Annotated in this window: 16 protein-coding genes; 11 read left to right on the forward strand and 5 right to left on the reverse strand. The window is 51.5% G+C overall.

Annotated features, from left to right (window positions below):
• Window positions 1-122: 122 nt before the first annotated feature.
• The gene (locus P8N76_07885) at window positions 123-1,586 is read right to left on the reverse strand and encodes a sulfatase-like hydrolase/transferase (protein MDG2381579.1); all 1,464 of its coding nucleotides are present in this window, start codon (window positions 1,584-1,586) and stop codon (window positions 123-125) included.
• A 53-nt stretch (window positions 1,587-1,639) separates the two neighbouring features.
• Entirely contained in the window at window positions 1,640-3,187 is a 1,548-nt protein-coding gene (locus tag P8N76_07890) for an arylsulfatase (GenBank protein MDG2381580.1), read from the reverse strand.
• A 420-nt stretch (window positions 3,188-3,607) separates the two neighbouring features.
• Here P8N76_07890 and P8N76_07895 point away from each other — a divergent pair, with 420 nt between their 5' ends.
• On the forward strand, window positions 3,608-5,611 hold the full coding sequence (locus P8N76_07895; GenBank protein MDG2381581.1) for an acetylxylan esterase: 2,004 nt from the start codon (window positions 3,608-3,610) through the stop codon (window positions 5,609-5,611).
• A gap of 150 nt (window positions 5,612-5,761) precedes the next feature.
• Here the strand turns inward: P8N76_07895 and P8N76_07900 are convergent, their stop codons facing one another.
• Window positions 5,762-6,535, reverse strand: a complete 774-nt coding sequence (locus P8N76_07900) for a hypothetical protein (GenBank protein MDG2381582.1) — start codon at window positions 6,533-6,535, stop codon at window positions 5,762-5,764.
• 728 nt (window positions 6,536-7,263) lie between these two features.
• On the opposite strand from P8N76_07900, the gene P8N76_07905 reads away from it, so the two are divergent.
• From P8N76_07905 to P8N76_07940, 8 genes are all read left to right on the forward strand, one after another.
• A complete protein-coding gene (locus P8N76_07905) occupies window positions 7,264-8,598 on the forward strand; it encodes a hypothetical protein (GenBank protein ID MDG2381583.1) in 1,335 nt (444 codons plus the stop codon).
• A 17-nt stretch (window positions 8,599-8,615) separates the two neighbouring features.
• Window positions 8,616-10,406, forward strand: coding sequence for a hypothetical protein (locus tag P8N76_07910; GenBank protein ID MDG2381584.1), 1,791 nt, complete (start codon window positions 8,616-8,618; stop codon window positions 10,404-10,406).
• On the forward strand, window positions 10,403-11,539 hold the full coding sequence (locus P8N76_07915; GenBank protein ID MDG2381585.1) for a radical SAM protein: 1,137 nt from the start codon (window positions 10,403-10,405) through the stop codon (window positions 11,537-11,539). The genes P8N76_07910 and P8N76_07915 overlap by 4 nt, the downstream gene beginning before the upstream one ends.
• Entirely contained in the window at window positions 11,536-12,531 is a 996-nt protein-coding gene (locus P8N76_07920; protein ID MDG2381586.1) for a radical SAM protein, read from the forward strand. Before P8N76_07915 ends, P8N76_07920 begins: the two co-directional genes overlap by 4 nt.
• Window positions 12,521-13,456, forward strand: coding sequence for a radical SAM protein (locus tag P8N76_07925; protein ID MDG2381587.1), 936 nt, complete (start codon window positions 12,521-12,523; stop codon window positions 13,454-13,456). The genes P8N76_07920 and P8N76_07925 overlap by 11 nt, the downstream gene beginning before the upstream one ends.
• Window positions 13,446-14,333 (forward strand): hypothetical protein, encoded by an 888-nt coding sequence (locus P8N76_07930; protein ID MDG2381588.1) that lies wholly within the window; start codon window positions 13,446-13,448, stop codon window positions 14,331-14,333. Before P8N76_07925 ends, P8N76_07930 begins: the two co-directional genes overlap by 11 nt.
• 353 nt (window positions 14,334-14,686) lie before the next feature.
• The gene (locus P8N76_07935; GenBank protein ID MDG2381589.1) at window positions 14,687-15,271 is read left to right on the forward strand and encodes a YceI family protein; all 585 of its coding nucleotides are present in this window, start codon (window positions 14,687-14,689) and stop codon (window positions 15,269-15,271) included.
• A gap of 3 nt (window positions 15,272-15,274) precedes the next feature.
• Window positions 15,275-16,228 carry a hypothetical protein gene (locus tag P8N76_07940; GenBank protein ID MDG2381590.1) on the forward strand — a complete coding sequence of 318 codons (954 nt, stop codon included), beginning with the start codon at window positions 15,275-15,277 and terminating at the stop codon, window positions 16,226-16,228.
• Between the two features lie 176 nt (window positions 16,229-16,404).
• On the opposite strand, the gene P8N76_07945 is transcribed toward P8N76_07940, so the two are convergent.
• Window positions 16,405-17,925 carry a DUF1254 domain-containing protein gene (locus tag P8N76_07945; protein MDG2381591.1) on the reverse strand — a complete coding sequence of 507 codons (1,521 nt, stop codon included), beginning with the start codon at window positions 17,923-17,925 and terminating at the stop codon, window positions 16,405-16,407.
• 150 nt (window positions 17,926-18,075) lie between these two features.
• Complete coding sequence (locus P8N76_07950) at window positions 18,076-19,836, reverse strand: CRTAC1 family protein (protein ID MDG2381592.1); 1,761 nt, start codon at window positions 19,834-19,836, stop codon at window positions 18,076-18,078.
• A gap of 127 nt (window positions 19,837-19,963) precedes the next feature.
• Between P8N76_07950 and P8N76_07955 the strand changes: the two genes are divergently transcribed.
• Together P8N76_07955 and P8N76_07960 are read left to right on the forward strand one after the other, a co-directional pair.
• Window positions 19,964-21,451: a tetratricopeptide repeat protein gene (locus P8N76_07955; protein MDG2381593.1), complete on the forward strand. Its 1,488-nt coding sequence runs from the start codon at window positions 19,964-19,966 to the stop codon at window positions 21,449-21,451.
• A gap of 417 nt (window positions 21,452-21,868) precedes the next feature.
• The gene (locus P8N76_07960) at window positions 21,869-23,308 is read left to right on the forward strand and encodes an APC family permease (GenBank protein MDG2381594.1); all 1,440 of its coding nucleotides are present in this window, start codon (window positions 21,869-21,871) and stop codon (window positions 23,306-23,308) included.
• Window positions 23,309-23,415 lie beyond the last annotated feature (107 nt).

The raw sequence follows: 23,415 nt of genomic DNA on the forward strand, positions 1-23,415 counted from the left end.
AGATGAGCACCGCATCAAATCCCAAATCTCGCGTGAACCGATCCATCGAGCACATGTTTCCGCACGGTCGGATCTTGTCTAAGACAAGCGTCTCTTACGCCCCCAACATCTTGCCAGACCGACTACTTCGATTCCTTTTTCGACTTAGACTGTCTTCGCTTTTCTTGCCGTTCAGCGCGTAGACGCTTACGTCGCAAGCTACGTTCGGAAACAGATGGTTGGGTTTCGACATCGCCAGAATCGATTCGCTTTTGACCGCCAGTAATAGGATCGACCATTTGATCGATCCAAGCATCAAAAGCGGTTCTCAACTCGCGAACCCGCCGCGGTTCACGATCCGCAAGGTCCGTCGTCTCCGTTGGGTCTTTTCCCAAATTGATCAGCTCCAACTTTCCACGACGGTGATGGAGCTTCCAGTCACCCTGACGAACAGCCCATTCATCTTCTTTTCCCTTGCTCCAAAACAAAGTCTCATGATGTCTTGACGTCTGATTTGCCAGGAGTGGAAGCAGGCTTTTCCCATCAAATTCGTGCTCCGTTGGAAGACCATCGGTAGCGTCTAGGACCGTCGGTAAAATGTCGAACGAAATCACCGGCGCGTCAATCGATCGTTTGCCTGCAAACCGTTGGGGCCAACTTACAATCAATGGCGTCCGAATACCACCTTCATCAAGGCTGGATTTAAAACCTCGCAACGGTGAGTTGTCGGCACTCATGCCCTTCGCACCACCGTTGTCGGTCAGAAAAAAGAGCAACGTATTATCGAACAGTTCTTCCTGCTGCAGCTTGTCCACGACCTGACCGACACCATCATCCAGGTGCTTCAACATCGCCATCAAGATCGTCCGCCTCTCACTGAGTTGTGAAAATTCGGCTCGAACCGCATCAATGTCAGCTTGAGGAGCCTCAGCCGGCGCGTGGACAGCGTTGTACGCCAGATAGAGAAAAAACGGGCGTTCTTTATTCCGATCAATAAACGCGACCGCTTCCTCGGTTAGCCGCGTCGTCAGATAACCTTCGTCGTCAATGCGCTGCTTATTACGATAAATGGGGTGAGAAAATTTGGCAGCACCGTCACTGCGAAGATCGAAATAACTATGCCCTCCACGCCCCATAAATTTGTAGCACTCATCGAAACCACGATTCATTGCATGCCACTTGAGTCGGGGATAATCATCATCCAAACCGAGATGCCATTTTCCAATCGCTGACGAAATATATTCGTCTGGAAGAAATGCCGGAAAGATTTTTTTGCTTGGATCAAAGCCGCGCCCACCGTCACCTGCCGTATAGACCCCCACGCGTTGTGAATAGCCTCCGATCATTAATCCGGCTCGCGTCGGCGAACAGACATGACCGCTCGTATAAGCTTGCGTAAAAAGCACCCCTTGCTTGGCGAGTGCGTCCATATTCGGCGTTGAAACCTCAGCAGCATGATGTTCGTTCAAACTGATATCTGCGTAGCCTTGATCGTCGGTCAGAATCACCACGATGTTAGGTAAAGACCTACTGTCCGCGGCCAGTTTGGCTGTTGGCAGCATGCTGATGAAAAAAATGAGCAGTGCACGGCGAAAGTCGAGATTCACAATCGGTTCCTTCAATAGAACTCATGGAGCAGTCGCTGAAGTCCGTTCGTCGATTACTGCGGCAAACTGACACCCGTCGCCAAGAACTCGACGTCCCGATCGTTTTTGATCGGTTGCCCCGGTGTACAACGGCCTTTGCGAACTTGCTCATCCAAAAGCAATAACAACGTGCGCACCTGATCAACTTCTTCGAGCACCAGATTCTTGGTTTCGCCTGGATCTTGATCCAAATTGTAGAGTTGCATCGATGGTAATCCTTGCTTTTTCGCTACGGCCTCTCGGGGAGCACTCCATCCACCGCTGCCACCGCACAGGCACAACTTCCAAGGTCCCTGTCGGATCGCGAATGAACCACCGATTGAATGACTGATCAGCGTTCCCCTCTCAGAGGTCGCCGCACCGTTGAACACAGGAGTCAGGTCGTAGCCATCTTCACCACCTACCGCCTGCCTTTCTTGCTCCGTAATTCTTTCCAACGTCGAATACACGTCGGTCAAGCATGCCAACGCATTGGTTCGACGTCCCCCTTTGATTTGATCCGGCCAACGCACAATGAATGGGACTCGATGGCCACCTTCATAAATGTCAGCCTTGTGTCCACGATAAAGACTGCTGGGCCGATGGCCATTCTTTTCGAGTAGGGGAAAGTTTGCTTCGGGCGAGCAGCCGTTGTCACTGGTAAAAATCACCAGCGTCTGATCTTCAAGGCCAGCCTCATCAATCGTCGCAAGTAACTCACCTAGGTGGTGATCCATTTGCATCACGAAATCGGCATAAGGATTCAGTCCACTGGCATCCTTAAAAGGCGGAACGGGAACGATCGGCGTATGCGGCGCTGGCAACGCCAAATAGAGAAAGAATGGCTGACCTTCTTTCGCCGCTCCGGTTCGCGATTTCACATAATCAATGGATTTACCAAAAAGATGAGGTAAAACTTCCGGAATGTTGAAGTCCCCTCCAATCGGCCCTTTGCGATACCAGCCGTACCGATCCTGTTTGCGAGTGACGCCTTCGACGCGATCCGGCTTAGAGGTAATCCGGCCGGTATCAACCCAAACATAAGGCGGCATGTCCAACGATCCACAATGCGCGTAGTACTGTTGAAAACCATTGATATCGGGCCCGTTCTTGACGGGCGCGGTAAAATCAATCTGATTTCCGTCCTTCTGCCAATCCCAACCCAGATGCCATTTGCCAATCATGGCAGTATGGTAACCTGCTTTCCCCATGAGATGACCTAACGTCGGGCGGCTCTGCGGAATCAAGTGGGAACTCGTCCCACTGAGTACACCTCTGGAAAGACGGGAACGCCAGTTGTAGCGTCCCGTCAGCAGCCCGTAACGCGTCGGTGTACAAACCGAACTTGGCGTATGAGCGTCCAAAAAGGTTAGCCCCTCATCTGCCAGCATCTGCAGATGGGGCGTCTTGATCTTGCATTCTGGATTGGTCGGAGACACATCACCAAAACCTAAGTCGTCTGCCATCACGATGATGACGTTCGGCCTCGCGCCGTACGAACTATTCGCAACGACGGCTGTCAGCAGTAGATTTGGCAAAACCGCGAAGATGAGAAAGCGGATCCTGGGTTTCAGGCTTTTCATTCGGTGATCTCACTGAAGAATGATAAAGTAAAAAGTCGGTTCGCAGCATTTAAGTTTAGTCTCTCAGGCTGTGATTTGCGACGCTTTGTACTTCGCGACCAATCAGCTTGACTCCTAGCGCATCGAAAGGACAAGATCGTTCGCGATGGCCTTCCGAGCAGACACGGTCGATTTGGGCAAGATCGAGCCAAGCATCTATCAAGGCATGTAAGGCAACGATCGATGAAGCGATTTCTCTCATCGCCTAGCCATGCGGATCAAATCGCCCCTAAAAAATTTTCATCCCACCGTTGCACAGACGACGGCATGACAAGCATGGGATATGATATTGGAGTCTGTATCAAGCATCGATCGGTCGATAGATCTTCGATGCATCAAGTTCAAACGAAATTAATTCCTGCGTCTTTTCGGAGAAATTCCATGAGACAGGTTTTCTTGTTTTTGCTCGTCGTTAGCTCCGCCTGTTATGGAAAGGTGCACGCCGATAACTTGACTTGTCTGAGTGACGATGAGCGGCAAAGTGCTGCCCTATATGGGCAACTTCAGCAAAAGGCTTATGCATTACTTGATCGTCGTGACGCGGCCTTCGAACAACTGAAATCATCGGCACAGATCCGCGCACACCAACAAAAGCTGAAATCCTTCCTGCTTGAGCAACTGGGCGGTTTTCCGGAACGCACCAGCCTCAATGCACGCACCGTTCGCAGCATCGAAGCTGACGGCTATCGAATTGAAAATGTAATCTTCACGAGTGTACCCCACCACCATATTACCGCCAATCTATACCTGCCTTCTCAAAGTGGCCCGGTACCTGGCATCGTGGTTTCGAGTGGTCACAGTCGCACCGGTAAGACAGCTGATTATAACCAGCGTTTTGGCATCATGATGGCCAAACACGGCATGGCCGCACTTTGTTATGACCCAATCGGACAGGGCGAACGTTCGCAGATTCTCGATTCCGAAGGCGAACCCAAGTTCGGCAGCACCACAACCGAACATTTCCTGATGGGAGTTGGTTCGACTCTCGTGGGTCGTAATACGGCCCGATATCGAGTTTGGGATGCGATGCGATCCATTGATTATCTCGCCAGTCGCGCCGAGGTGGACGCTAATCGAATTGGCTTCACGGGGTGTTCGGGAGGCGGGACATTGACCAGCTATGTGATGGCATTGGACGATCGGGTCGCTTGTGCGGCCCCGGCTTGTTATCTAACAACGTTTCGTCGATTGATTGAAACGATTGGGCCTCAGGATGCCGAACAAAACATTTTTGGACAACTCGCATTCGGACTCGATCACCCAGATTACTTGATCATGCGCGCACCACGCCCAACTCTGATCAGCTCAAACACCGATGACTTCTTCGACATCCAGGGAAGTTGGGCGAACTTCCGTCAGGCCAAACGCATCTATGGACAACTGGGCTTTCCCGAACGTGTGGACTTAGTCGAGATCGCCGGCAAACATGGCGTCGCCCCTCAAAACTTAGCCACCATCACGCATTGGATGAAACGGTGGCTGTTAGCTACCGACCAACCCGTCGCGGCGACCGAACTGGCCGTGCGTCCTGCTCGCGACCTCTGGTGTACTGACACGGGACAAATCCTAACCACTTTCCCCAACGAACAATCCGTATTCGAATTGAACGCCCTACACGAGCAAGAGCTGAAGGTCCAGCGAGAAGAAATGTGGAAGACAACTGCTCCCGATGCGATGAAAACAAAGATTCGGCAGCTGATTAAGGTGCGGGATGCCTCCGAGATGAAACCACCGGTAGTTGAGGATATCGGTCGGGTCCCACGTGAAACCTATCACATTGACAAGCTTGTCTTGCGCACCGATACCGGCGCCACTTTAGCAGGTCTAACCTTGCACCCAGCCGGCCCCTCGGATGACGCCTATCTTTATTTGCACGACGACGGAAAGATCGGAGACATTCATCCCAACGGCCCGATTGCGGACCTGATGGAAGAAGGGCATGTCGTGATTACCGTTGACTTGCGCGGTCAAGGTGAGACGGGAAGTCCAAAACGCGATCCCTTACTCACGGACTGGAAGACGTACTATCTCGCCTACTTGCTGGGCAAGCCCCTGCTAGGAATGAGGGTCGAAGACGCATTGGCAGCCGCCGATTTTGTTGCGTACTATGAAAAGCCCAGAAACGATCCTCGCGAGGTGCATCTGGTCGGCGTTGGACAGGCTGGCATCATTGCGTTACACGCAGCCGCCTTGCAGCCGCAACTGTTTACATCCGTCACGCTACGCAATGTCCCCAGGGAATGGGCTTCCATCCTGGAACAAGAGATTCCAACCGGCAGCCTCGAAAACGCAGTCCATGGCGCACTGACTGTTTACGATTTACCCAACCTCGTGCAACTCATCGGCAACGACAAGGTTCGTTTCGAACAGCCGCAAACCGACTAAGCTTGCCACCGGCAATTCGCAACGATCGACATCGTGTCAAAGATTCGATGTGCAAAGACAATGTTCAACTCAACGTTGAGCTGCCAGTGTCTTGCCGAATCCCCCTTCGCATCACGATCGATTTCATCCGTTCTGCCGCATAGTGCTCATTTAGGTCACCGAAATCACCACTGCGCCAGCCAACAGCAAAGCTCCAATCAGCCGCATGAACATCGTACGACGATTCGGCTGCAAACCCGACGGGTTGAATTGCAACGCCACTACCCAAGCGAATAAGACCCCCCACACACCACGCATCGAGTACATGATATTGACGCGTGTCGCATCACCAAACACACCCAGCGTCAGAGTCATGCCGATGGCTTGCACCGCCATCAGTAACGCACCAAATGCCAACAATGGCATCAAACCCAATTGCAAAAGTTTCCTGGGTCGATCAGCAAGTGGCAAAAAGGCGAGCGAAAAGAGGGCTGAAAAGGAAAACGTCAGTGGCAAGAAATAGCCAGCCCCCCAGCGAGGAGCCCAACGCTGTATTAACAAATCAAACATCGTCATCACGCCGGCAGCAAGCAAAGAGTAGATCACCGATGCCAACACTCGGGATCGTTGGATGTTTGCATCGCGAACTTGTACGAACCCGATCCCAATCACTGCCACTGCGGCCGCAATCCAAATGCGAGCTGGCGCCTGCTCGTCCACTACAAAATGGGAAGCCGCTGGCACGATGAGTATTTTCACACCCAAAACAGGCGCAACAATGGAGACATCACCGCGTGACACCGCGAGAAAGGTGAACAGTTGACCGGCGAGAAACAACCCACCGACAATCGCAGGTTGCCAAAGCAAGGTGGCTGACTGACTCGTTCCTCCCATCAAACACAAAACGGGAAACACGCACGCAGCGGCCCAACAGACCAAGATCATCGAAGTCCAAAAAGAGGCTCCCCGATCTTGCGCTCGCTTCAGACAAAGCAAGCCAAATACAACCACGAAACTCGAACAGAGTGGAAGTAAAAGATAAATCGATCCAATCCTCTTTCAGCCCATGACACCCGGCAATTGTTCTTGAGGCTGACATTCACTCGCCGGAGCAACGAGGTTGCTGCTTCCCAAGCGAATGTGGTCACTTTGAAATTTATAGCATCCGCTCGTCACGGTGTGCAATCAAAGCAGTTCCAGGATTGGCAAAACCTTGCACAACACGTGACAAAGCAAGTTACGGAACAAAAAATCGTTCCGGAGCTTTCCACAACCACTCACCCATCTAGCGACGGAGACTCCATCTTATCGGATTGGCAAGTCCTGCCAACGCCTAACAACGGTTGAGGCACGAGAAACAGTTTCAGATATCAACGCTTCTCTGTTGATATCGAGACCTGCCGATTCGCTACCGACTGCTGTCTCATCAAGGGTTCAATATCCCAATCACCGCAGACCACACACAACCCAACAGGAGAACGCTAATCACTCCCCACCAATTAGCTGACTCGGCTCTCCGCCGGCAACACGAAAAGCGATCAAATTTACTGAGCGAGAACGACCGATGTTCGTCGCAAGACTTTATTGACCAGCTTCGTTATACTGACCGAGAGCTTTCAAATGCTTTCACCAGGAAACATCGCGAGCGATGCCCTATCGCGTATGGAGACGTCATGGCGGGGATATCGAATTACATCGAAGCCTGCAAGTTTCGCAAAAACTTCATTAACGAGCAGTTGCAATGGTTACGTGAAGAAGATGGAAAATTTGCAACGGACATCAAGCGTTTGCAAGATGTCGAGCAACGAATCCGTCAGGAACTGATCGGCTACCTGCTGCCGGAAATTCAAGACCCTCATCTCGATTCATTAGAGGAGCGCCTGTCCTATTCCGGTCTGCGACCAATCAAACGGAAATACGACGAAGCATTTGATGCGGCTGAAAAACGACGTGTGGAATTGGAAGCCATGGATGAGTTCCAACATTACGACTTTCTGATCGATCAAGCGAACCAAGGCGTCGAAGATATTCGGCCCAAATACGAAACAGCCTGCCAGCACATTTCCCTTTGGGAAGGTTCCAAGTGGTTCAAGCAACTGAATCAGCGAAAGTATTTTGAACAAGGATACGTCGCTCGCTGGTGGCACACTTTTTTTGATTGGCGAGCGATTTCATTCCTCATGTCGGAATTATCGAAAAAAGCAAAGCTTAAATTCAACAACCCAGTCAGCCTGAAGCAGCATTATCGCCAACTACGTGACGAAACGAATGACATCGTCGCAGCATACGACAAACGAGTTGCAGAACGAGATCGCATTCACGGGATTAAGACAGAACATCAAGAACTGTTGAAAGCCCCGGAACGATTGCTCGCCGAGCTATTTAACGAATTGGGTGGCGCGGCGATTTCCCATCTCGATGCTTGCCCCGAAGATCTGCGCATCGACTTAGCGCGTGGAGACAAGGTCCTGAACGCGTTTCTCCGCAAGCAGACCGGCGTTCGAAAACAGATTCAGTATTTGCGCGAACTAAGCGTCACTCGCCTCAAGGCGTTGTTCCAGCAATTGAAACAGGATTTGGCAAAGACCGAAGCCAAGATCAAGAAACTCGAACTGCAAAAACGCCGAGGAAAACGCAAACATTATTACTCAACCGACCTTCAGCGAATGAGAAATGTCAAGACCGATAAATGGGAACGGCGACGCGACAAGACGGGCCGTTTACGAAACAAGATTGCTGGGTTTGAGAAATATGATCGAGGTTCGTTCACCAGCGACTACCTTTGGTGGGATTTGATCACGGGAGGCTCCGCAGCCGACGACATCTTCGAAGTACGGGACTTTCGCAATCGGAACCCCGAATGGGATCGTTCGAGCTACCGCGATCCAACAGAGGATCACGCAACCACTGAAACCACTGAAACCACTGGATATGATGACGCCGCAGAAGACTTGGCAGCATCAATGCTTGACTCCCATGAAGACCACCTATTCGTCGACCCGAGTTAGGCCGGGGAACGAGACCAATGCCTGAACCGAAAACCATCGTCTGTTATGCCATTAATGGCTCCGGCCTCGGCCATTTGACCCGTCTGACAGCAGTCGCAAAATGGATCCGTCGATACGTGGCGTTACTCGATTGTCGCCCACCTGAGATCCTCTTTCTGACCTCCAGCGACGCCAGTGACTTACTCGCCGATGCTCGCTTCGCGGCATTCAAGATTCCCAGCAAAACCGTGGCCGTACGGTCCGAATTAAACAAGTCAGAATACAAACGCCTGGCCAAACATTTCGTCTGGAACACGTTGGGTGTGTTTTCACCCAATCTTCTCGTAGTCGACACCTTTCCATCGGGTAGCTTTGATGAGCTATTCCAAATCCTGGATGGCCCGTTCAAGAAGAGCTTCATCTTTCGAGATGTAAAGTCCGAGTACGCCGCTCGGCCAATGTTTCGTGCGGCGATCAGCTTGTTCGATAAGGTAGTTTCACCCCATCGTCGGCGCGACAGCACAACCCAAGTGGCTGCCCCCGGAGATTGCACCTACACCGGCGAGGTGGTGCAATTTGAACGAGAGGAATTGCTGCCGCGTTCTATGGGTCGAGAACAATTGGGCATTGCAGATCATCAACGATTGGTTTATTTGAGTGCAGGAGGCGGAGGCGATCCGAACGCTGAAGAGACCTTAAGGTCGCTCGTCAATGCGTTTCGCTCCCAGGACGACATCCACCTTCTGGTGGGCGCAGGCCCCCTTTATCGCGGACAACGTTTGGCCAGCCCCAACCTGACCTGGTTCGATTCTCCCGCCGTCTGGCGATACTTCGGAACGATCGATGCAGCAATCAGCGCGGGCGGCTACAACTCGTTCCACGAACTTTTGTTTGCTCGAGTGCCCACAGCATTTTTTTCGCAAGCGAAAATCGCCGATGATCAACAGCAAAGAATTCGTAATGCAGTGCAACACGGCGCATGCCAGGAGATTTCCACGCCCCAAAATACCGACTTGGTGATCAAAACGACGAGGGAACTTCTCGACGAAGAGATTACTGCGCGAATCCGATCTGCCTGTGATAATTGGATACCCGAAAACGGCGCACGGCAATGTGCCATTGAACTCTTAAGCCCCCTTTATGACGCGAAACAATTGGATTGGGCATCAAATGTATTGTCTCCCGCTCTGACTCATGCCTTGGAACGTATCAATGGTGGCACGACCGGCGCGCTGGCCGACTGGCTTACGCCCCTTGCGCCACAAGAACAGTTCCAGTCTCTCAAGAACCACTCCGGACTGAACGACATCATGCGACACTTGTCGCCAGCGGCTGCCCATGAAGTCGAGCAAATACTCGCGAAAGAAAAGGTCCACTCATCGCATTTCAAATTCGAAGCGACGCTGCTGGATCTGTTAAACACGATTCAATCAGCAGCAGCCGCACTGGGCGTTCCTGCTCGACAACTGGCCGAGGAATCACTAAAAACTCTCAACTCCGCGATCAAAAAACAACCACCACTCGCCAAGCAGAACAACCAGCAAACACCGTGGGCGTGCGAAGTGATCAAAACGGTCCGCTTCCTGCTCACCCTTTCCATTTCCGACTGTTCTGCATTCGATATCCTGCAAATGTTTCGCATCTTCCCTCGTGTCGTCGACGTCAACGTCGGAGAGGCCGGTATGCTTTTCGAGCATTTCATGAGACACCGCATCGCGATGGGTGACCTTCCGCACGCCATTCTGCAACAGATTCAACTGCTCAAGGTCTTAGACACAAAAATAACTCGCGAAAGACTGGAATCGATCACAGAAGGAATTTCGACATGAGCATTACGGAAAGGATTGCCACAAACGTCAAGCAAACGGATCGCGAGCGACGACTTCAGGGGATTCTTTCGAATCGCCCTTCGTTTGGACCACAAACCGTTCATTTCGACATCGCAAATGGCTGTAATGTCCGCTGTACCACCTGCTGGCACCACAGTCTTCACCTTCATGAAATCCACACCCCGTCGATGGAATGGAAACGACAATCCATGTCCTTCGCAACTTTCCAAACCATCATGGAGGACCTGCTAAGACTCGGCGGCCTCGAACAAATCATTTTATCCGGCATGGGTGACCCATCGCTGAATAACGAACTCATCACCATGGTTCAGTTTGCCCATCACCACAACATTGGTGTCACGATTATCACCAATCTGCTGACCGTTGACCTGCCTGTCTTGCTCGACAGCGACGGTGAACTGAATCTATTGGTTTCTATTTGCGGCGTCACGGAAACCGTTTGGGAGGAATTTCACGGGGGATCATTCGCCGGCGGATTTAACAAACTGTTGAAACAATTAGAGATCTTGCGAAACGCTCGCTTTCAACCCAAACATGTTCAAGTCATCAATGGACAAAATTACCATCAATTGCCCGACATGGTCCGATTCGCCGCAGAATGGCCCACCCAACGAATCAACTTCAAGTTCGCATCGCTAGTCAACGGGACAGAAGCAGTCGGACTCAACAAGCAACAAAAGCTGGAGTTACTGGAAGAACTCATCCCCCGGGCCAAGGCAATCTCGCAATTCAAAGGTATCGTCACCGACCTCGATGCTTTTCAAACACAAGTTTCACTCTGCTCGCATCGCACATCCCCCATTGAAGAAGTTGGCTGCTACATGGGGACGATCTACTGTCGAATCACCGTCGACAATGAACTGCTCTATTGTTGCAATACCGACATCTCAGTAGGTCACATTGACGACAACACAAGTTTCCAGCAACTGTGGGAAGGTGAAAAATATGCCGAGATGAGGTCTCGACTTGGACGTGGTGATTTTTTCGAAAGCTGTCAGCAATGCGGCAAATACAAACAGAATCTGAAGTGGGCCGATAAACTCCACAAATTGCAGCGCGAATCGCAACCGCCTACGAGCGATCCCCGTTCACTACCCGAGGCCGTCGAATGAGCGTTACAGATTGGGCACGATCGTTGGCCAAGCGGCACCGTCGACCGAGACGCGATCCACCGCAACCCCCATTCCCCGACTTACAACCGACTGTCGAGTGGCAGGTAAATGGATTCTGCAACTACGACTGCACCTATTGCATTCAGTCCGCGAAATCACGCGTGGGGGTGCCAACAGATTCAACGGTGCGATCCATCGTGACTGAATTTGCAAAGCTACCCGGAGTCTGGGAAATCAAGATGTCCGGTGGCGAGCCTTTCGCCTTTAAAGGTTTTGTCAATTCGGTGATCCCACAACTCACCGAACGTACGCGTCACTTGATTTCAGTGCTGACCAACTTCTCGGCCCCAATCGACGTACTGGAAAAGTTCTGCCAGCTAACCGCGGATCGACTCAGAATCACAAGTGCCAGTCTGCATCCGGACAGTACTTCAGCGGAAGATTTCATTGAGAAAGCGATCGCTTATCGCGAATTGCGACAGCGGTACAACCCAGCCAGCTCTTTCGTTGTGAACGTGGTGCTCGTGCCGGGTTACGTTGCGAATCACGTGAAATATCGCGATCAAATTGAAGCAGCCGGGCTGCGATATTTCCCTCAGCTCATGAAAATCAAGGGCGGTGTTTACCCCTACCCCCCAACCGAAATGGCCCTCATTGAACAGCTCACCCATGGCAGCCACGATCCCAGCAAGGTAAACCGATCCCCCAATTACCAAGGCCTGCATTGCGAGGCAGGAGTCTGGTATTTCACCGTTGATCAAACGGGTGAAGCGTTCAGTTGCCGCACCGGAAAACGTTTCCTGGCTGAAAACGATCAAGCCCGATTAGGGAATCTCACTCAGGGCACCTTCCAGTTACGAAAACAAGGGGGACCGTGCCCTTACACAATCTGTCCTTGCACGGTCCCAGTCAATCGTGGCATCGTCCGTCTTCCCAACCAAGAGCGTCAACAACTGATCTTGAGGAAAGCGAGCGAGAACAATGAGCATTGACGCTTGGCTGCAACAACGAAGCACACCGCAAACCGAAGCAACCCTACTCGGCCGACGCATTACGGGTGTTGTCAGCTGGAACATGAACGACTCCTGCAATTACCGCTGTTCGTATTGCACACAACGTCACATGCCTGACCGCACCGGTACGCTCGAGGAAATCGAACAAACACTTCTCGCTTTTTCTACTCTGCCGGGGCATTGGGAGTTTAAGCTCAGCGGCGGTGAACCGTTCCAACAACCGGGACTCGATGCAATCGTTTCAGGATTGGTCGCCATGGGACATTGCATCTCGGTACAAACCAATTTTTCTGCCAATGAATCGCGTTTGCTTTCCTTTCTGGAGGCAACACGTGGTGCACTCAATCTCTTTTCAGCAAGCTTGCACCTGGAATATGCCGATGCCCGATCGTTTCTTGACAAATACCAGATCGTTCAACCCTTTGAAAAAGATGGCCTTCGCTTCCACATTACGACGGTTGGTGTGCCGGACCGACTGGTGCAAATCCGAGACGAAATCGAGCCATTTTTTCGCAAACACAATCTGGTTTTCAAAGTACAACCAGAAAAGGTGGGGGGCTATTTACGCGACTATTCACCCGAACAGAAACAAATCCTGCTGGAATTAGGCGGGCACAACCAAACGGGCCGAATTGCACACAATTTCCAAGGCAAGTTATGTCATTCCGGAACAAATTACATTGTGATCAAATCAACGGGCGAAGCATTTCGCTGTTATCCGGCGAGCCGGGTAGGCGGACAATTCGCTCGACTCGGCTCATTAAGTGAAGGCATCACATTACTCGATGGGGCGAGAATCTGCCCCTACACTTACTGCAACTGCACTGTCCCCATTCAAAGAGGCATGATTGAAGGCGTTAGCCACGACCTGCAAACCACAACAAAGGAAACCGATGTTCATTAGCTATCAAAATGTTCGCAATGCGATGCTTGGAACGCTAGGAGCAGCGGTCGCCGGCGTGGCTGCGTTCTTTGGATTCCAAAATCCTGATACCAGCGAACTCAAACCCTCGCCTTCGAAAACCGTGCAACTTGCCGACCTACCTGCCCCCCAGGACAAGCCAAAGTCAGTGGCGTCACCTGCCAAATCACAAGTCAATGCCAGCAAGTCGCCCGGATCGGGTGCACCCAGGCCAACCTCAACCACGCCAAACCAGTCCCCTAACCAAGGTCGCCCAATAACAACCGCTGACCAATATCGCCATGCCATGACCTTCGCGACGGCAAAGGCGGATTCAAGTGGCAAAGGCAAAGACGTGCTGGGGCAATCAAGCCCTTGGAAATTAAATCTGTATGACGACAACAAAGACGGACAGTGGGATCGAGGCAAGCTGGATACTAATCGAGATGAGCTTGACGACGAAAAATGGAACTTCAAAAACGGATCCTGGGAAAAGGACGGTGGGAAAACCGTTTGGTCCGGAAACAAATGGAGGCAGAAGGCGGAGGCTGCACCGAATGAATTGCTGGGGGCAAATCCCGTAGCGAATCAACCTCAATCAACAAGTGACCATCTTCAGGATCGCTATCGCAAAGCGATGAAGATTGCCACACAGGCAGCTGACCCAAGCGGCAAAGGGAAAGACGTGCTCGGCCCGTCGAGCCCGTGGAAGCTGAACCTGTACGACGACGACAAAGATGGCAAGTGGGACCGAGGCAAGCTAGATACCAATCGGGATGAAATTGACGACGAAAAGTGGAATTTCAAACGAGGACGTTGGGAAAAAGATGGTGGCGCCACCGAATGGAAAGATGACCGCTGGATTCCCAGCAAAACGTAAAGAACAGAGGTACCTCGCCACATCCCTACCGACTTCCCGGAAAACACGACAGCTATTTCCCAGAACATCGTCATTCTTATCGCAGCAGGAAACGGCTCACACCGGCGCAGATCAGCACCACAGCTTTACTCCATGTGATGGTTATCAAAAAATGACGACCATGCTTGCCTTTTCCCGTCGTGCAGCCAGCGATCGCATCAGTAGCTGCTGTCCTCGCTAACGATTTCCTGAGAAACAGCTTCGAAACAAACAAGACCTACCCCAGACGCTTTACTCCCGAATCGCGACCACCTACCATGGCGTCACAGAAGTTATCAACGATTCCTGAGTTCTTGTTTGGAGGGAGAAATCTTATGCGAAGAATTTGCACAACGCTTTTCACCACAACCCTGATCGCAACCCTTGCCGTTGCGGCTAGCAAGCCTGCTTCCGCAGCTGATGAGTATGATTACGACCTAGTCCATTCATCGGTGAGCTTCAAAGCAAGACATCTCGACATCAGCTGGATTCATGGTCGATTCAATGACGTCGAGGGCAAATTCTCCATCGATCGTGAAAACCCAGAAAATTCTACGTTTGCGATCACGATCAAGACCGACAGTGTCGACACGGCCAACGAAGCACGTGACGAACACCTCCGGCAACCTGATTACTTTGACACAAAGCAATTTCCAACGATTGAATTTAAGAGCACCGACGTCAAACCGATCAAAGATGGGTTCGAGGTGACCGGTGACTTCACCATGCACGGCACGACTCGAAAAGTCACGATTGTCCTCATGGGAGGCAAGGAACATAAATTCGGGAAGACGAAACGAGTTGCCTTCTCAACTGAACTTGCACTCAAACGCAGTGACTATGGTTTTGACAAAAATGCCATTGGACCGATCGGAGATGAAGCGCTGATCATGATTGACTGTGAAGGCGTGAGCAAATAGCCAATGCCCGATCCGCTCTTGTATCTCAAGGCGATGATAGCCGCCTCCATCGTCAGCGCCATCACGATGCTGACGATGGTCAAACTACGACGGAGCGCAAGCCAAACCTGGTTGAATTCGGCAGCTGTCCTGGCAATCGGTCTCGGACTCACAGTTGGCTATTCCGTGCTGGCATTTCGATGGATCTGGCCACCCGCGAACGGTCTTGACCGTTTTTTGACGCTGGTCATTCCAGCCGTTCTCGCGATCGAATTGATTGCAGGATTTCAACAGATCCCAACCTGGACGGCTTGGGTATTACGAATCATTCTCGCTGGCACCATACCGAGAATTTTGCTGCACGGTTCGGTTTATTTGAATAGCGAGATGACCGATTCAGCAGCGTGGCAACTTGGCACCGTGCTGGCCCTTTGCGTGGCATTAGCGGTTGGTTTGTGGTGGCTGCTCTCCTGGCTATCAGTTCGATCACCCAGCATATCGATTTCCATGACGGTCTCGCTGGCAACCCAAGGTGCCGGCTTGGCAATCATGCTGTCCGGTTATATCAAAGGCGGGGCCGCTGCCTTTCCATTGGTTGCAACGGTCATCACAACGACGATCATGGCCCAACTGCTGACGTGGCACATCAGAGAGCCCACCCGTTTGGTCTCCCCAACTGCTAGTCTTGGGATCGGACTCGTGAGTTTGTGCAGCTTGCTGCTGATCGGGTGCTTTTTTGGTCGACTCTCAACCAGCTCAGCACTCGTAATCTTGCTCGCCCCCCTGCTTTGCTGGATGACTGAATTTTCGCCGTTGCGGCAATTGAACCCATGGCTCGCGGGCTCAATTCAAATCGCACTCGTGACGATTCCGCTGCTGGGGGTCCTGGCAGTTGAGAAACACCAGTTTGACCGCGAAATGCTCCCCTTGTTGAGCATCGTTCGGATCCAAGATGGCCTACCACATTCTCGGAACTGATTTCGTCGGGCGGTTTGATTCCACCCCCAACACCAACCGGCGAGCGCAATCAGCTCCACATCTCCGCTAAAGACGGGGCCCTTCATCGTAGTCGCGCACGAGCGTCAGCTCTTATAAACCGACTCGAGGGATCCATCTCCCCGAAAGGAGATGGATTGTCTCCGGCACGTCCAATCCTAATCGATTCGTTGGAAATCGTCTGGACGCCAGGTTTTGTCAAACCATGGTTGCAGCGGTCCGTACAACCGCAGTATGGCCCACCAACCTTTCTCAGGAATCGTTTGAATCCAATTTGACTCTTTTCCTGCCGGTGGCTTGGGGCCAAAGTAAAGATCAACCGAGCCATCGCTGTTTGTCGCGATCTTGTCCCGTTTGTCATTCTTACTCGGAAACAGTTGTCCCGTCTGGAGCTCGGACCGAGTCTGTGGATCGTAAACCACAACTGACCAGAAATCCTTGGCCGGCACATTAGGCGGTAGTCGCAAGCGATAATTCTTGCTCCCATCAAGGTATTGTCCATCTGCATCTGTCGACGCAACTGCATATTGGGACCCGGCGCCAACCATTTTCAAGACCATCGCTGGCGTATTGAGCGTGTAGCCGTAGAAGAATGCAATCCGAGCATCTAGATTCCGCCCACCTTCACCATCTGCAATCAACCAGCGGTAGTCATTTCCTATAAACGCGGTGTACCACTGTCGATCTTCATAGTAAAAAGCGTCTTTATCCCGTGGCTTTAATGTGAGCGATCGAGCGGTTGCGTTACCAATCGCCGCGGCGTCGATCAGAATTTTCTTCATCCGCGCATCCGGCTGAAAGGGCTTTCCTTTTTGAATTCCGATGCTGGCAAGCGTGCCCCGTAATTCAGGATCAATAAAATCCACAGGTTCACGTTGAACAACATCGTTAACTTCATCGAAGTAGGAGACGTCGTTCGCATGAACCGTGTTAAATGACACGCGTGACCCACTAACGAACTCCATTTTCGGTGGGTTATCTTTTTGGCGAAGCGGATAAACCTTCAATCCCTCTTTGACCGATTGCACCGCTGCATCCGTTTTGCCGTCAACGAGGAATCCTCTCAGAACCATTACATTGACGTTGGAAGGCGACCGCGCGACAAAATAGCCGTCGGGAACCTCACCCTCGTAGTCCTCAGGCAAGATGAGGTACTTGCCTCCTTTTCCACGGTCCGGGCCAGGCGCTCCCATGTCGACGACAAAACGAAAGAACGCATCATCCACAGTACTCGGGCCACTCCCTTCAGGGACTTCCACCACAGTGGGCCCATCACGTTCCAAATCAAGCATCACGATACTGTAGACCGTATCCGTATTACCTGTGAGAAACAGCGGGCTCGAATCTAACAGCTGATCGAACATCAAGACCTGGTTAGATCGACTAACGCCAATCGTCTTCAACCCTCGACGGATCCCTTCCAGCGACGCCGCCGGGATAAAATTGAGAAACACTTCGGTTGCTCGAATCGTATCCAAATTGTCGTAAACTTTTTTGACCGTTTCGGAACTGGGAAACCCATCATAAAACTTTAAAACACCAATACTGGTATCCACCGAAGAAGGGGTGAGGATCTCAGGCGGTATTTGATGATTAAAGCCAGCTGTTTTCTGAGCTTGCAACGATTGTGCTTGCAGCAAAAGCGAAGCGACAAAGGTAAAAACGAGCATTTTCTGCATCAACGACACCATTCCTTCTTAATCATTTTCTAACAATTGAAATTCTCGAGCACCGCGTTAGCCATGGCAGAAAGCAGGCAAAAGAGTGAACCGTCGCAAAAAGGATAACATGCGTTTTTCGTTCTGTGAACGATAGGGCTAAGAATCGACCTAAGAAGAAGGTTTTCGGACCACGAAAACCTGATCGGCAGCCACGTTGTCCCAAACCGATTCAGCGCCTCCCGGCCATCGCACGATAACTTGTTCAGCGACCTTCTGGGAGCCCAAACCAAAATGGATCCGAGGATCGCACGCCGATGCATAACTGTAGTTGACCATCACATCACGCCGCCGTGTTTTCCCAGCGACGGTCACCAAGACCTTGGCTCCGATGACATCCGATTTTGCATCATGATCTAAACAGCGGACCATCAGCCAATGGTTACCTTGAGTCCCCACGTTTCGGAGCAATCGGGCAGGCCCATCGTTATTGGAGATCAACACATCCACGGCACCATCGTTGTCGTAATCGCCGACAGCCACACCGCGACTCGTATAGGCTGAATGCATGGAAGATCCGATTCGAGCGGTGATGTCTGCGAAGCTTGATTCTTGCTCCGACCATTGCAAGACAACGTCTCTTTGCGCGTAACTATTATCGGATGCGTCGATTTCACCTCCCGCAATCGCCGCACCATTGCCAATGTAGACACAAGGTGAACCGTCGTTGAACAAATCGAGAAAACAAGCACCAAAGCCCGTGCGAGCAGCGGTGGGTCGGAACAGGCGAACTCGTCGCGTCGCATCGGTAAAAATCCCCTTGGTTTCTTGAAGATAGAGAATGGCTCCCTGGGCATGATAGTTCGTTGTAAACAAATCAAGATGGCCATCGCTATCAAGATCTTCTGCATTGGTCCCCATACTCGCTAAACCAAAACCGGCACTACTGAGGGCACAACCGCTCTCGAGTGCCTGGTCCTGAAACGTCCCGTCTCCCTGATTGATCCACAATTGATTGGCCCAACTGTCATTTGCGACATAAACATCGACCCAACCATCATCATTGAGGTCGGCACAAATAATGCCCATGCCAGCGCCAAACGCCTTATCAATTCCAGCGACGGCGGTCACATCGGTAAAAGTACCATCACCATTGTTGTGATAAAGAATGGCGGAGCGTGCCGGAAAAGATCTTGGTCCAACATAATCGCGTTGCCCATTCTTGGTCTTTCCGACAAGATTTTTTTCTACCGACCAGTTGACGTAGTTGGTTACAAACAAATCGAGGAATCCGTCATTATCATAATCAAAAAAAGCCGGCGTAATCGCCCAGTTACCGTTCGCAACACCAGCTGTTTCCGTTACATCGCGAAAGGTTCCATTACCATTGTTTTTCAGTAATCTCGAGGGCCCACCGACATTCGCAACATAGATATCAACAAAACCATCGCGGTTGTAATCACCGCACGCCATCCCCTGACCGTAACCCGTATCGCCCGCACCGCTCCGGGCAGTCACGTCTTCAAAAGTACCATCCCCGCGATTTCGATAGAGTCGATTCGGCTTTCCCGCCGTTTCCGGCTGCATCAAATTGCGTCCACTTTGCACGAAGTAGATATCCAAGTAGCCGTCGTTGTCGTAATCGAGAAATCCACAACCGGCACCACTAATTTCGGGGAATAAAAACTCTCCCTTACGAACCGCGTCATGCACGAAATTGATGCCCGCAATCTGAGTAACGTCAACAAGCAAATCAGAAGCGGGGCGCCCCGCATCCGCTTGCTCGACGGAAACATTCTCCTGACGACCACAGCCCACCGAGCTAATCAGCAGCAACGCAGCGAGCGTCATCTGGAGAACGAACGGTACGGTTACTATCTGGTCGATAAAGTCGTGATTTATTTCTCTGGCTTCAGGTGCTTTTGGAGACATTTTGTGTCAACTCGAAAAGTTTATGGGTCGTCAACGGCGACCCGCTAATTCATACTATCCGCTGTCGATCGATTCCGAAAGTTTCAAGCCGTAAGTTAGTCACTTGCAGCAAAAATGGTGCGTGACGTTGCCAAAGCCCAATCGAAAAACGCAAAAAGATCTGAAAACCAGCCAACCTGATCCGGCAGCCCAATCCGCCACGCGCCGAACTCGATATTTGCTTGGCTTGGTTGTCGGCCTCATCGGCCTGACCATTCTGGGCTTGCTGTTGTCCAACCAAAAACAAGGCAATCCGGCTAAAATTGAGCTTCCACCGCTCCGCATCGTTGAGATCGAAGGCAAGACCAATGCCCAGACAGATGCTTTAGCGCTCGCTAAATTCATCGAACAGCATCACCTGCCCGAGATCCCGAATTTCTCACAGCTATCGGTACGAACAGCACAGGACATCCATCACGCGCTCCAACCGATCGCAGCCCGTCCAATTGATGCAGATGCCTGGGGACAATTGGGTCGAGTTTTTCATAGCCACGAATATTCGGCTAAAGCTCTGGAGTGTTACTCGCAGGCCAGCGTGCTGGCACCGAACGACTTCCAGTGGCCCTATTACCAGGGTCGAATTCATGCAGACGCTTTCGAATATGAGCCAGCCATCGAGGCCTATAACAGATCCGCGGAACTTAATACCGATTACGCTCCCACCTTTCTCGCACTAGGCAACGCTTATGCCCAACTCGGCAAAAACAGGCAAGCGAAACAAGCCTACCAGCGATTTGTCACACTGCGGCCCACATCAAGTCATGGATACTTCGGTCTAGCACAAATTGCTTTCGACGAAGAAAACTATCCCGTTGCAATTGAATTGCTGAGTCGTGTGGTCGCCGGCCATCCAAGAGACTTTCGTGCACACAATTTGCTTGGACAGATTTATCAGCGCATTGGGTTCACCGAAAAAGCGAGTTTTCATCTCGCACAGTTAAAGAATCTAGATCAACAAGACCAAATCACGAAGCATGTCTTCTATGATGATCCGCTCTACCATCAGGTGTTGAGTTCAAATACGACAGACGCCGCGATCAGCGAACGCTTGAGAGCTGCGATGAAGTTCAAACAGGAGGAGGTCGCAATCCGACTTGCACTGGAATTGTGCAAACGCCATCCAGACGATGCGGCGAGGATGCACAGCCTCAGCGTGGCATACAAGCTCAGTAAGCAATTCCAGCAGGCACTCATTCACGCAGAAAAGGCAATCAGCTTGGATGAGGATCTACTGGAAGCCCACCTAACAAGGGCTCAAATCCTGATGATTCTTCGTCGCAACGAGGAAGCGCTAAAACTGCTTGAATGGGTAGTCACTCAAGATCCAGATTCTTTCGAAGGCCAATACTATCGCGGAACCGCACTCGTACTATCCAAACAATACAGAAGTGCGGTGGAGGCGTTTCAACAATCGATCCGAATCAATGGAGTATCGGCGCGAGCACACGTCGCTTTGGCGGAAGCGTTGAATCAGACAAATCAAAGTGCAGAGGCGATGAAAGAATATCGCCGAGCCCTCGATCTTGACCCGACAAATTCGCGCGCTATTCAGAAGTTACGTGCCAATCAACCGTGACGCTCGACAAAAAATTTACAGCGGTCGAGGATAAAAACAATCTACGATCGGCAATAGGTTGGAACGTATTGAGTCCCAAAACAATTGATCCTATCTTCAGCCACACAATTGGCACCTGCTGTAAAAAAGGCCTTCCCCCGTGGCCGACCGTGTCACTGCCGTTCCTGCCAGAAAACAACGCAACTTGGCAAAACAGGCGGACTACCAACTTACCCGATCCCCCAAGTCCTAGCGGGATCAAGCGGCTTTTCACCTGATTTCGATCACGGATTTAATCGCCGTTCGGCTCGAACAGCAACAATCCCCTCATAAAAGTCGCCCACTTCGCTTATCGTGTTAGCTTCTAATTATAATTGGGTCTCGCTGTCGAGGCTGAAACGCCTTACCTAACCGTTCAATCGCAGGTCGGATTAAATCGTGAACTCCCCATCCTCCAAGCCGAAAAAAGCGTTAGGCCCCATGTTACTCGTGGCCATGAACGCCTCCGTGATCATCGGACTGGAGGGTTTACCAGACATGGCGCTTTACGGAGTTCCGCTGATCTTCCTGTTTCTCGTGGGTGCGATCACCTTCCTGATTCCAGTCGGTCTGGTGTCGAGTGAACTGGCTGTCGGCTGGCCCGGTGGCGGCGGTGTTTATGGCTGGGTGGATTCAGCGTTCGGCAGGCGACCGGCAGTACTTGCGGTCTGGTGCCAATGGGTTCAGATTTTGGTTTGGTATCCTACCGGGCTCTCCTTTAGCGCAGCCACCTTCGCCTATATTTTCAATCCGAAGCTGGCAGAAAATCCCACCTTTGTGATGATCGTGGTGACGATCATTTTTTGGACTGTCACGTTGATGAATTTCCGCGGGCTGCGAACCAGTGGTGTCGTCGCAACAATCGGGCTTGTACTGGGTACAATTCTGCCAACCTTGTTGGTAATCCTTTTCGCAGCAATCTGGTGGATGAGTGACCATCCGATTGCGATTCCAGAACACAATCGCGGATTCTTCCCGAAGCTGGAAGGCATTCGAGGTCTAGCGATTGCAGCCGGGATGATCACCTTTTATTCCGGCCTCGAAGTGAATGCGGTGCATGGGTCCCGCATTAACAAGCCGCGTAGCAGCATTCCGTTTGCGATGATCCTGTCAGCTGGAATTGTGCTCACGATTTACATCTTCGGTTCGCTAGGAATCGCCATGATCCTTCCACCGGAAAAGATCAGAGCGGATTTGAATGTCGGCCCGATGGAGATGTTTCGCGTATTCCTGGAAACACACAATTTGGGAATGCTTTCTCCCGTTCTCGCCGCATGCGTTTGCATTGGGGTTTTAGGGCACATTTCCACTTGGGTGATCGGCCCCACCGAAGCCATTCGACGAGCTGCACAACGAAGAGACCTCCCTGCCATCTTTGGTAAAACCAATCGCCACGGCGTTCCGACACCGTTGCTCATCATTCAGGCAGTGATCGTTACCGCGATGACGCTCCCATTCCTATTCCTGAAAGATGTATCGACCGCCTTCTTGATTCTCACGGCGTTATCAGGCACGGTCTATTTGGTGATGTACATCATGATGTTTGCGGCAGCAATCCGACTCCGATATTCCAAGCCTCATATCAAACGGCATTTCGAAGTGCCCGGTGGCGTAGCGGGTATTTGGTTAGTCAGTGGAGTCGGTATTCTCATTAGCGTGGTCGCCTTAATTCTGTCATTTATTCCGCCGGCAGCTGACCAGGTCGATGTAGGGAACCCCTACGTATACGTGGGATTAGAAGTGGGTATCTTCTGCGTGATTGTGCTGATCGGTCTCTTCATGCCGATGCATCCGGATCGGTTACCGGATGAGGATCAATCCGAAGGCCAGTCTGACTAGAAAATGGTGATCGAGTGAACCACGACCGGCCCGGGCTGTGTTATCATCCCTGGCTTGTCAAAGCTCCACCGACCATCATTTCGGTCCCTTCGGGGACGCAGGCTCAG

It is taken from the genome of Pirellulaceae bacterium, from assembly GCA_029243025.1.
Lineage (GTDB): Bacteria > Planctomycetota > Planctomycetia > Pirellulales > Pirellulaceae.

Bases quoted from the DNA above. Each gene is read 5' to 3' on its own strand.
- P8N76_07890 (MDG2381580.1), bottom strand. From the start codon at position 3,187: ATGAAAAGCCTGAAACCCAGGATCCGCTTTCTCATCTTCGCGGTTTTG.
- P8N76_07940 (MDG2381590.1), top strand. From the start codon at position 15,275: ATGCCCGATCCGCTCTTGTATCTCAAGGCGATGATAGCCGCCTCCATC.
- P8N76_07950 (MDG2381592.1), bottom strand. From the start codon at position 19,836: ATGTCTCCAAAAGCACCTGAAGCCAGAGAAATAAATCACGACTTTATC.
- P8N76_07905 (MDG2381583.1), top strand. From the start codon at position 7,264: ATGGCGGGGATATCGAATTACATCGAAGCCTGCAAGTTTCGCAAAAAC.
- P8N76_07900 (MDG2381582.1), bottom strand. From the start codon at position 6,535: ATGATCTTGGTCTGTTGGGCCGCTGCGTGCGTGTTTCCCGTTTTGTGT.
- P8N76_07915 (MDG2381585.1), top strand. From the start codon at position 10,403: ATGAGCATTACGGAAAGGATTGCCACAAACGTCAAGCAAACGGATCGC.
- P8N76_07895 (MDG2381581.1), top strand. From the start codon at position 3,608: ATGAGACAGGTTTTCTTGTTTTTGCTCGTCGTTAGCTCCGCCTGTTAT.
- P8N76_07925 (MDG2381587.1), top strand. From the start codon at position 12,521: ATGAGCATTGACGCTTGGCTGCAACAACGAAGCACACCGCAAACCGAA.
- P8N76_07945 (MDG2381591.1), bottom strand. From the start codon at position 17,925: ATGCAGAAAATGCTCGTTTTTACCTTTGTCGCTTCGCTTTTGCTGCAA.
- P8N76_07935 (MDG2381589.1), top strand. From the start codon at position 14,687: ATGCGAAGAATTTGCACAACGCTTTTCACCACAACCCTGATCGCAACC.
- P8N76_07910 (MDG2381584.1), top strand. From the start codon at position 8,616: ATGCCTGAACCGAAAACCATCGTCTGTTATGCCATTAATGGCTCCGGC.
- P8N76_07930 (MDG2381588.1), top strand. From the start codon at position 13,446: ATGTTCATTAGCTATCAAAATGTTCGCAATGCGATGCTTGGAACGCTA.
- P8N76_07920 (MDG2381586.1), top strand. From the start codon at position 11,536: ATGAGCGTTACAGATTGGGCACGATCGTTGGCCAAGCGGCACCGTCGA.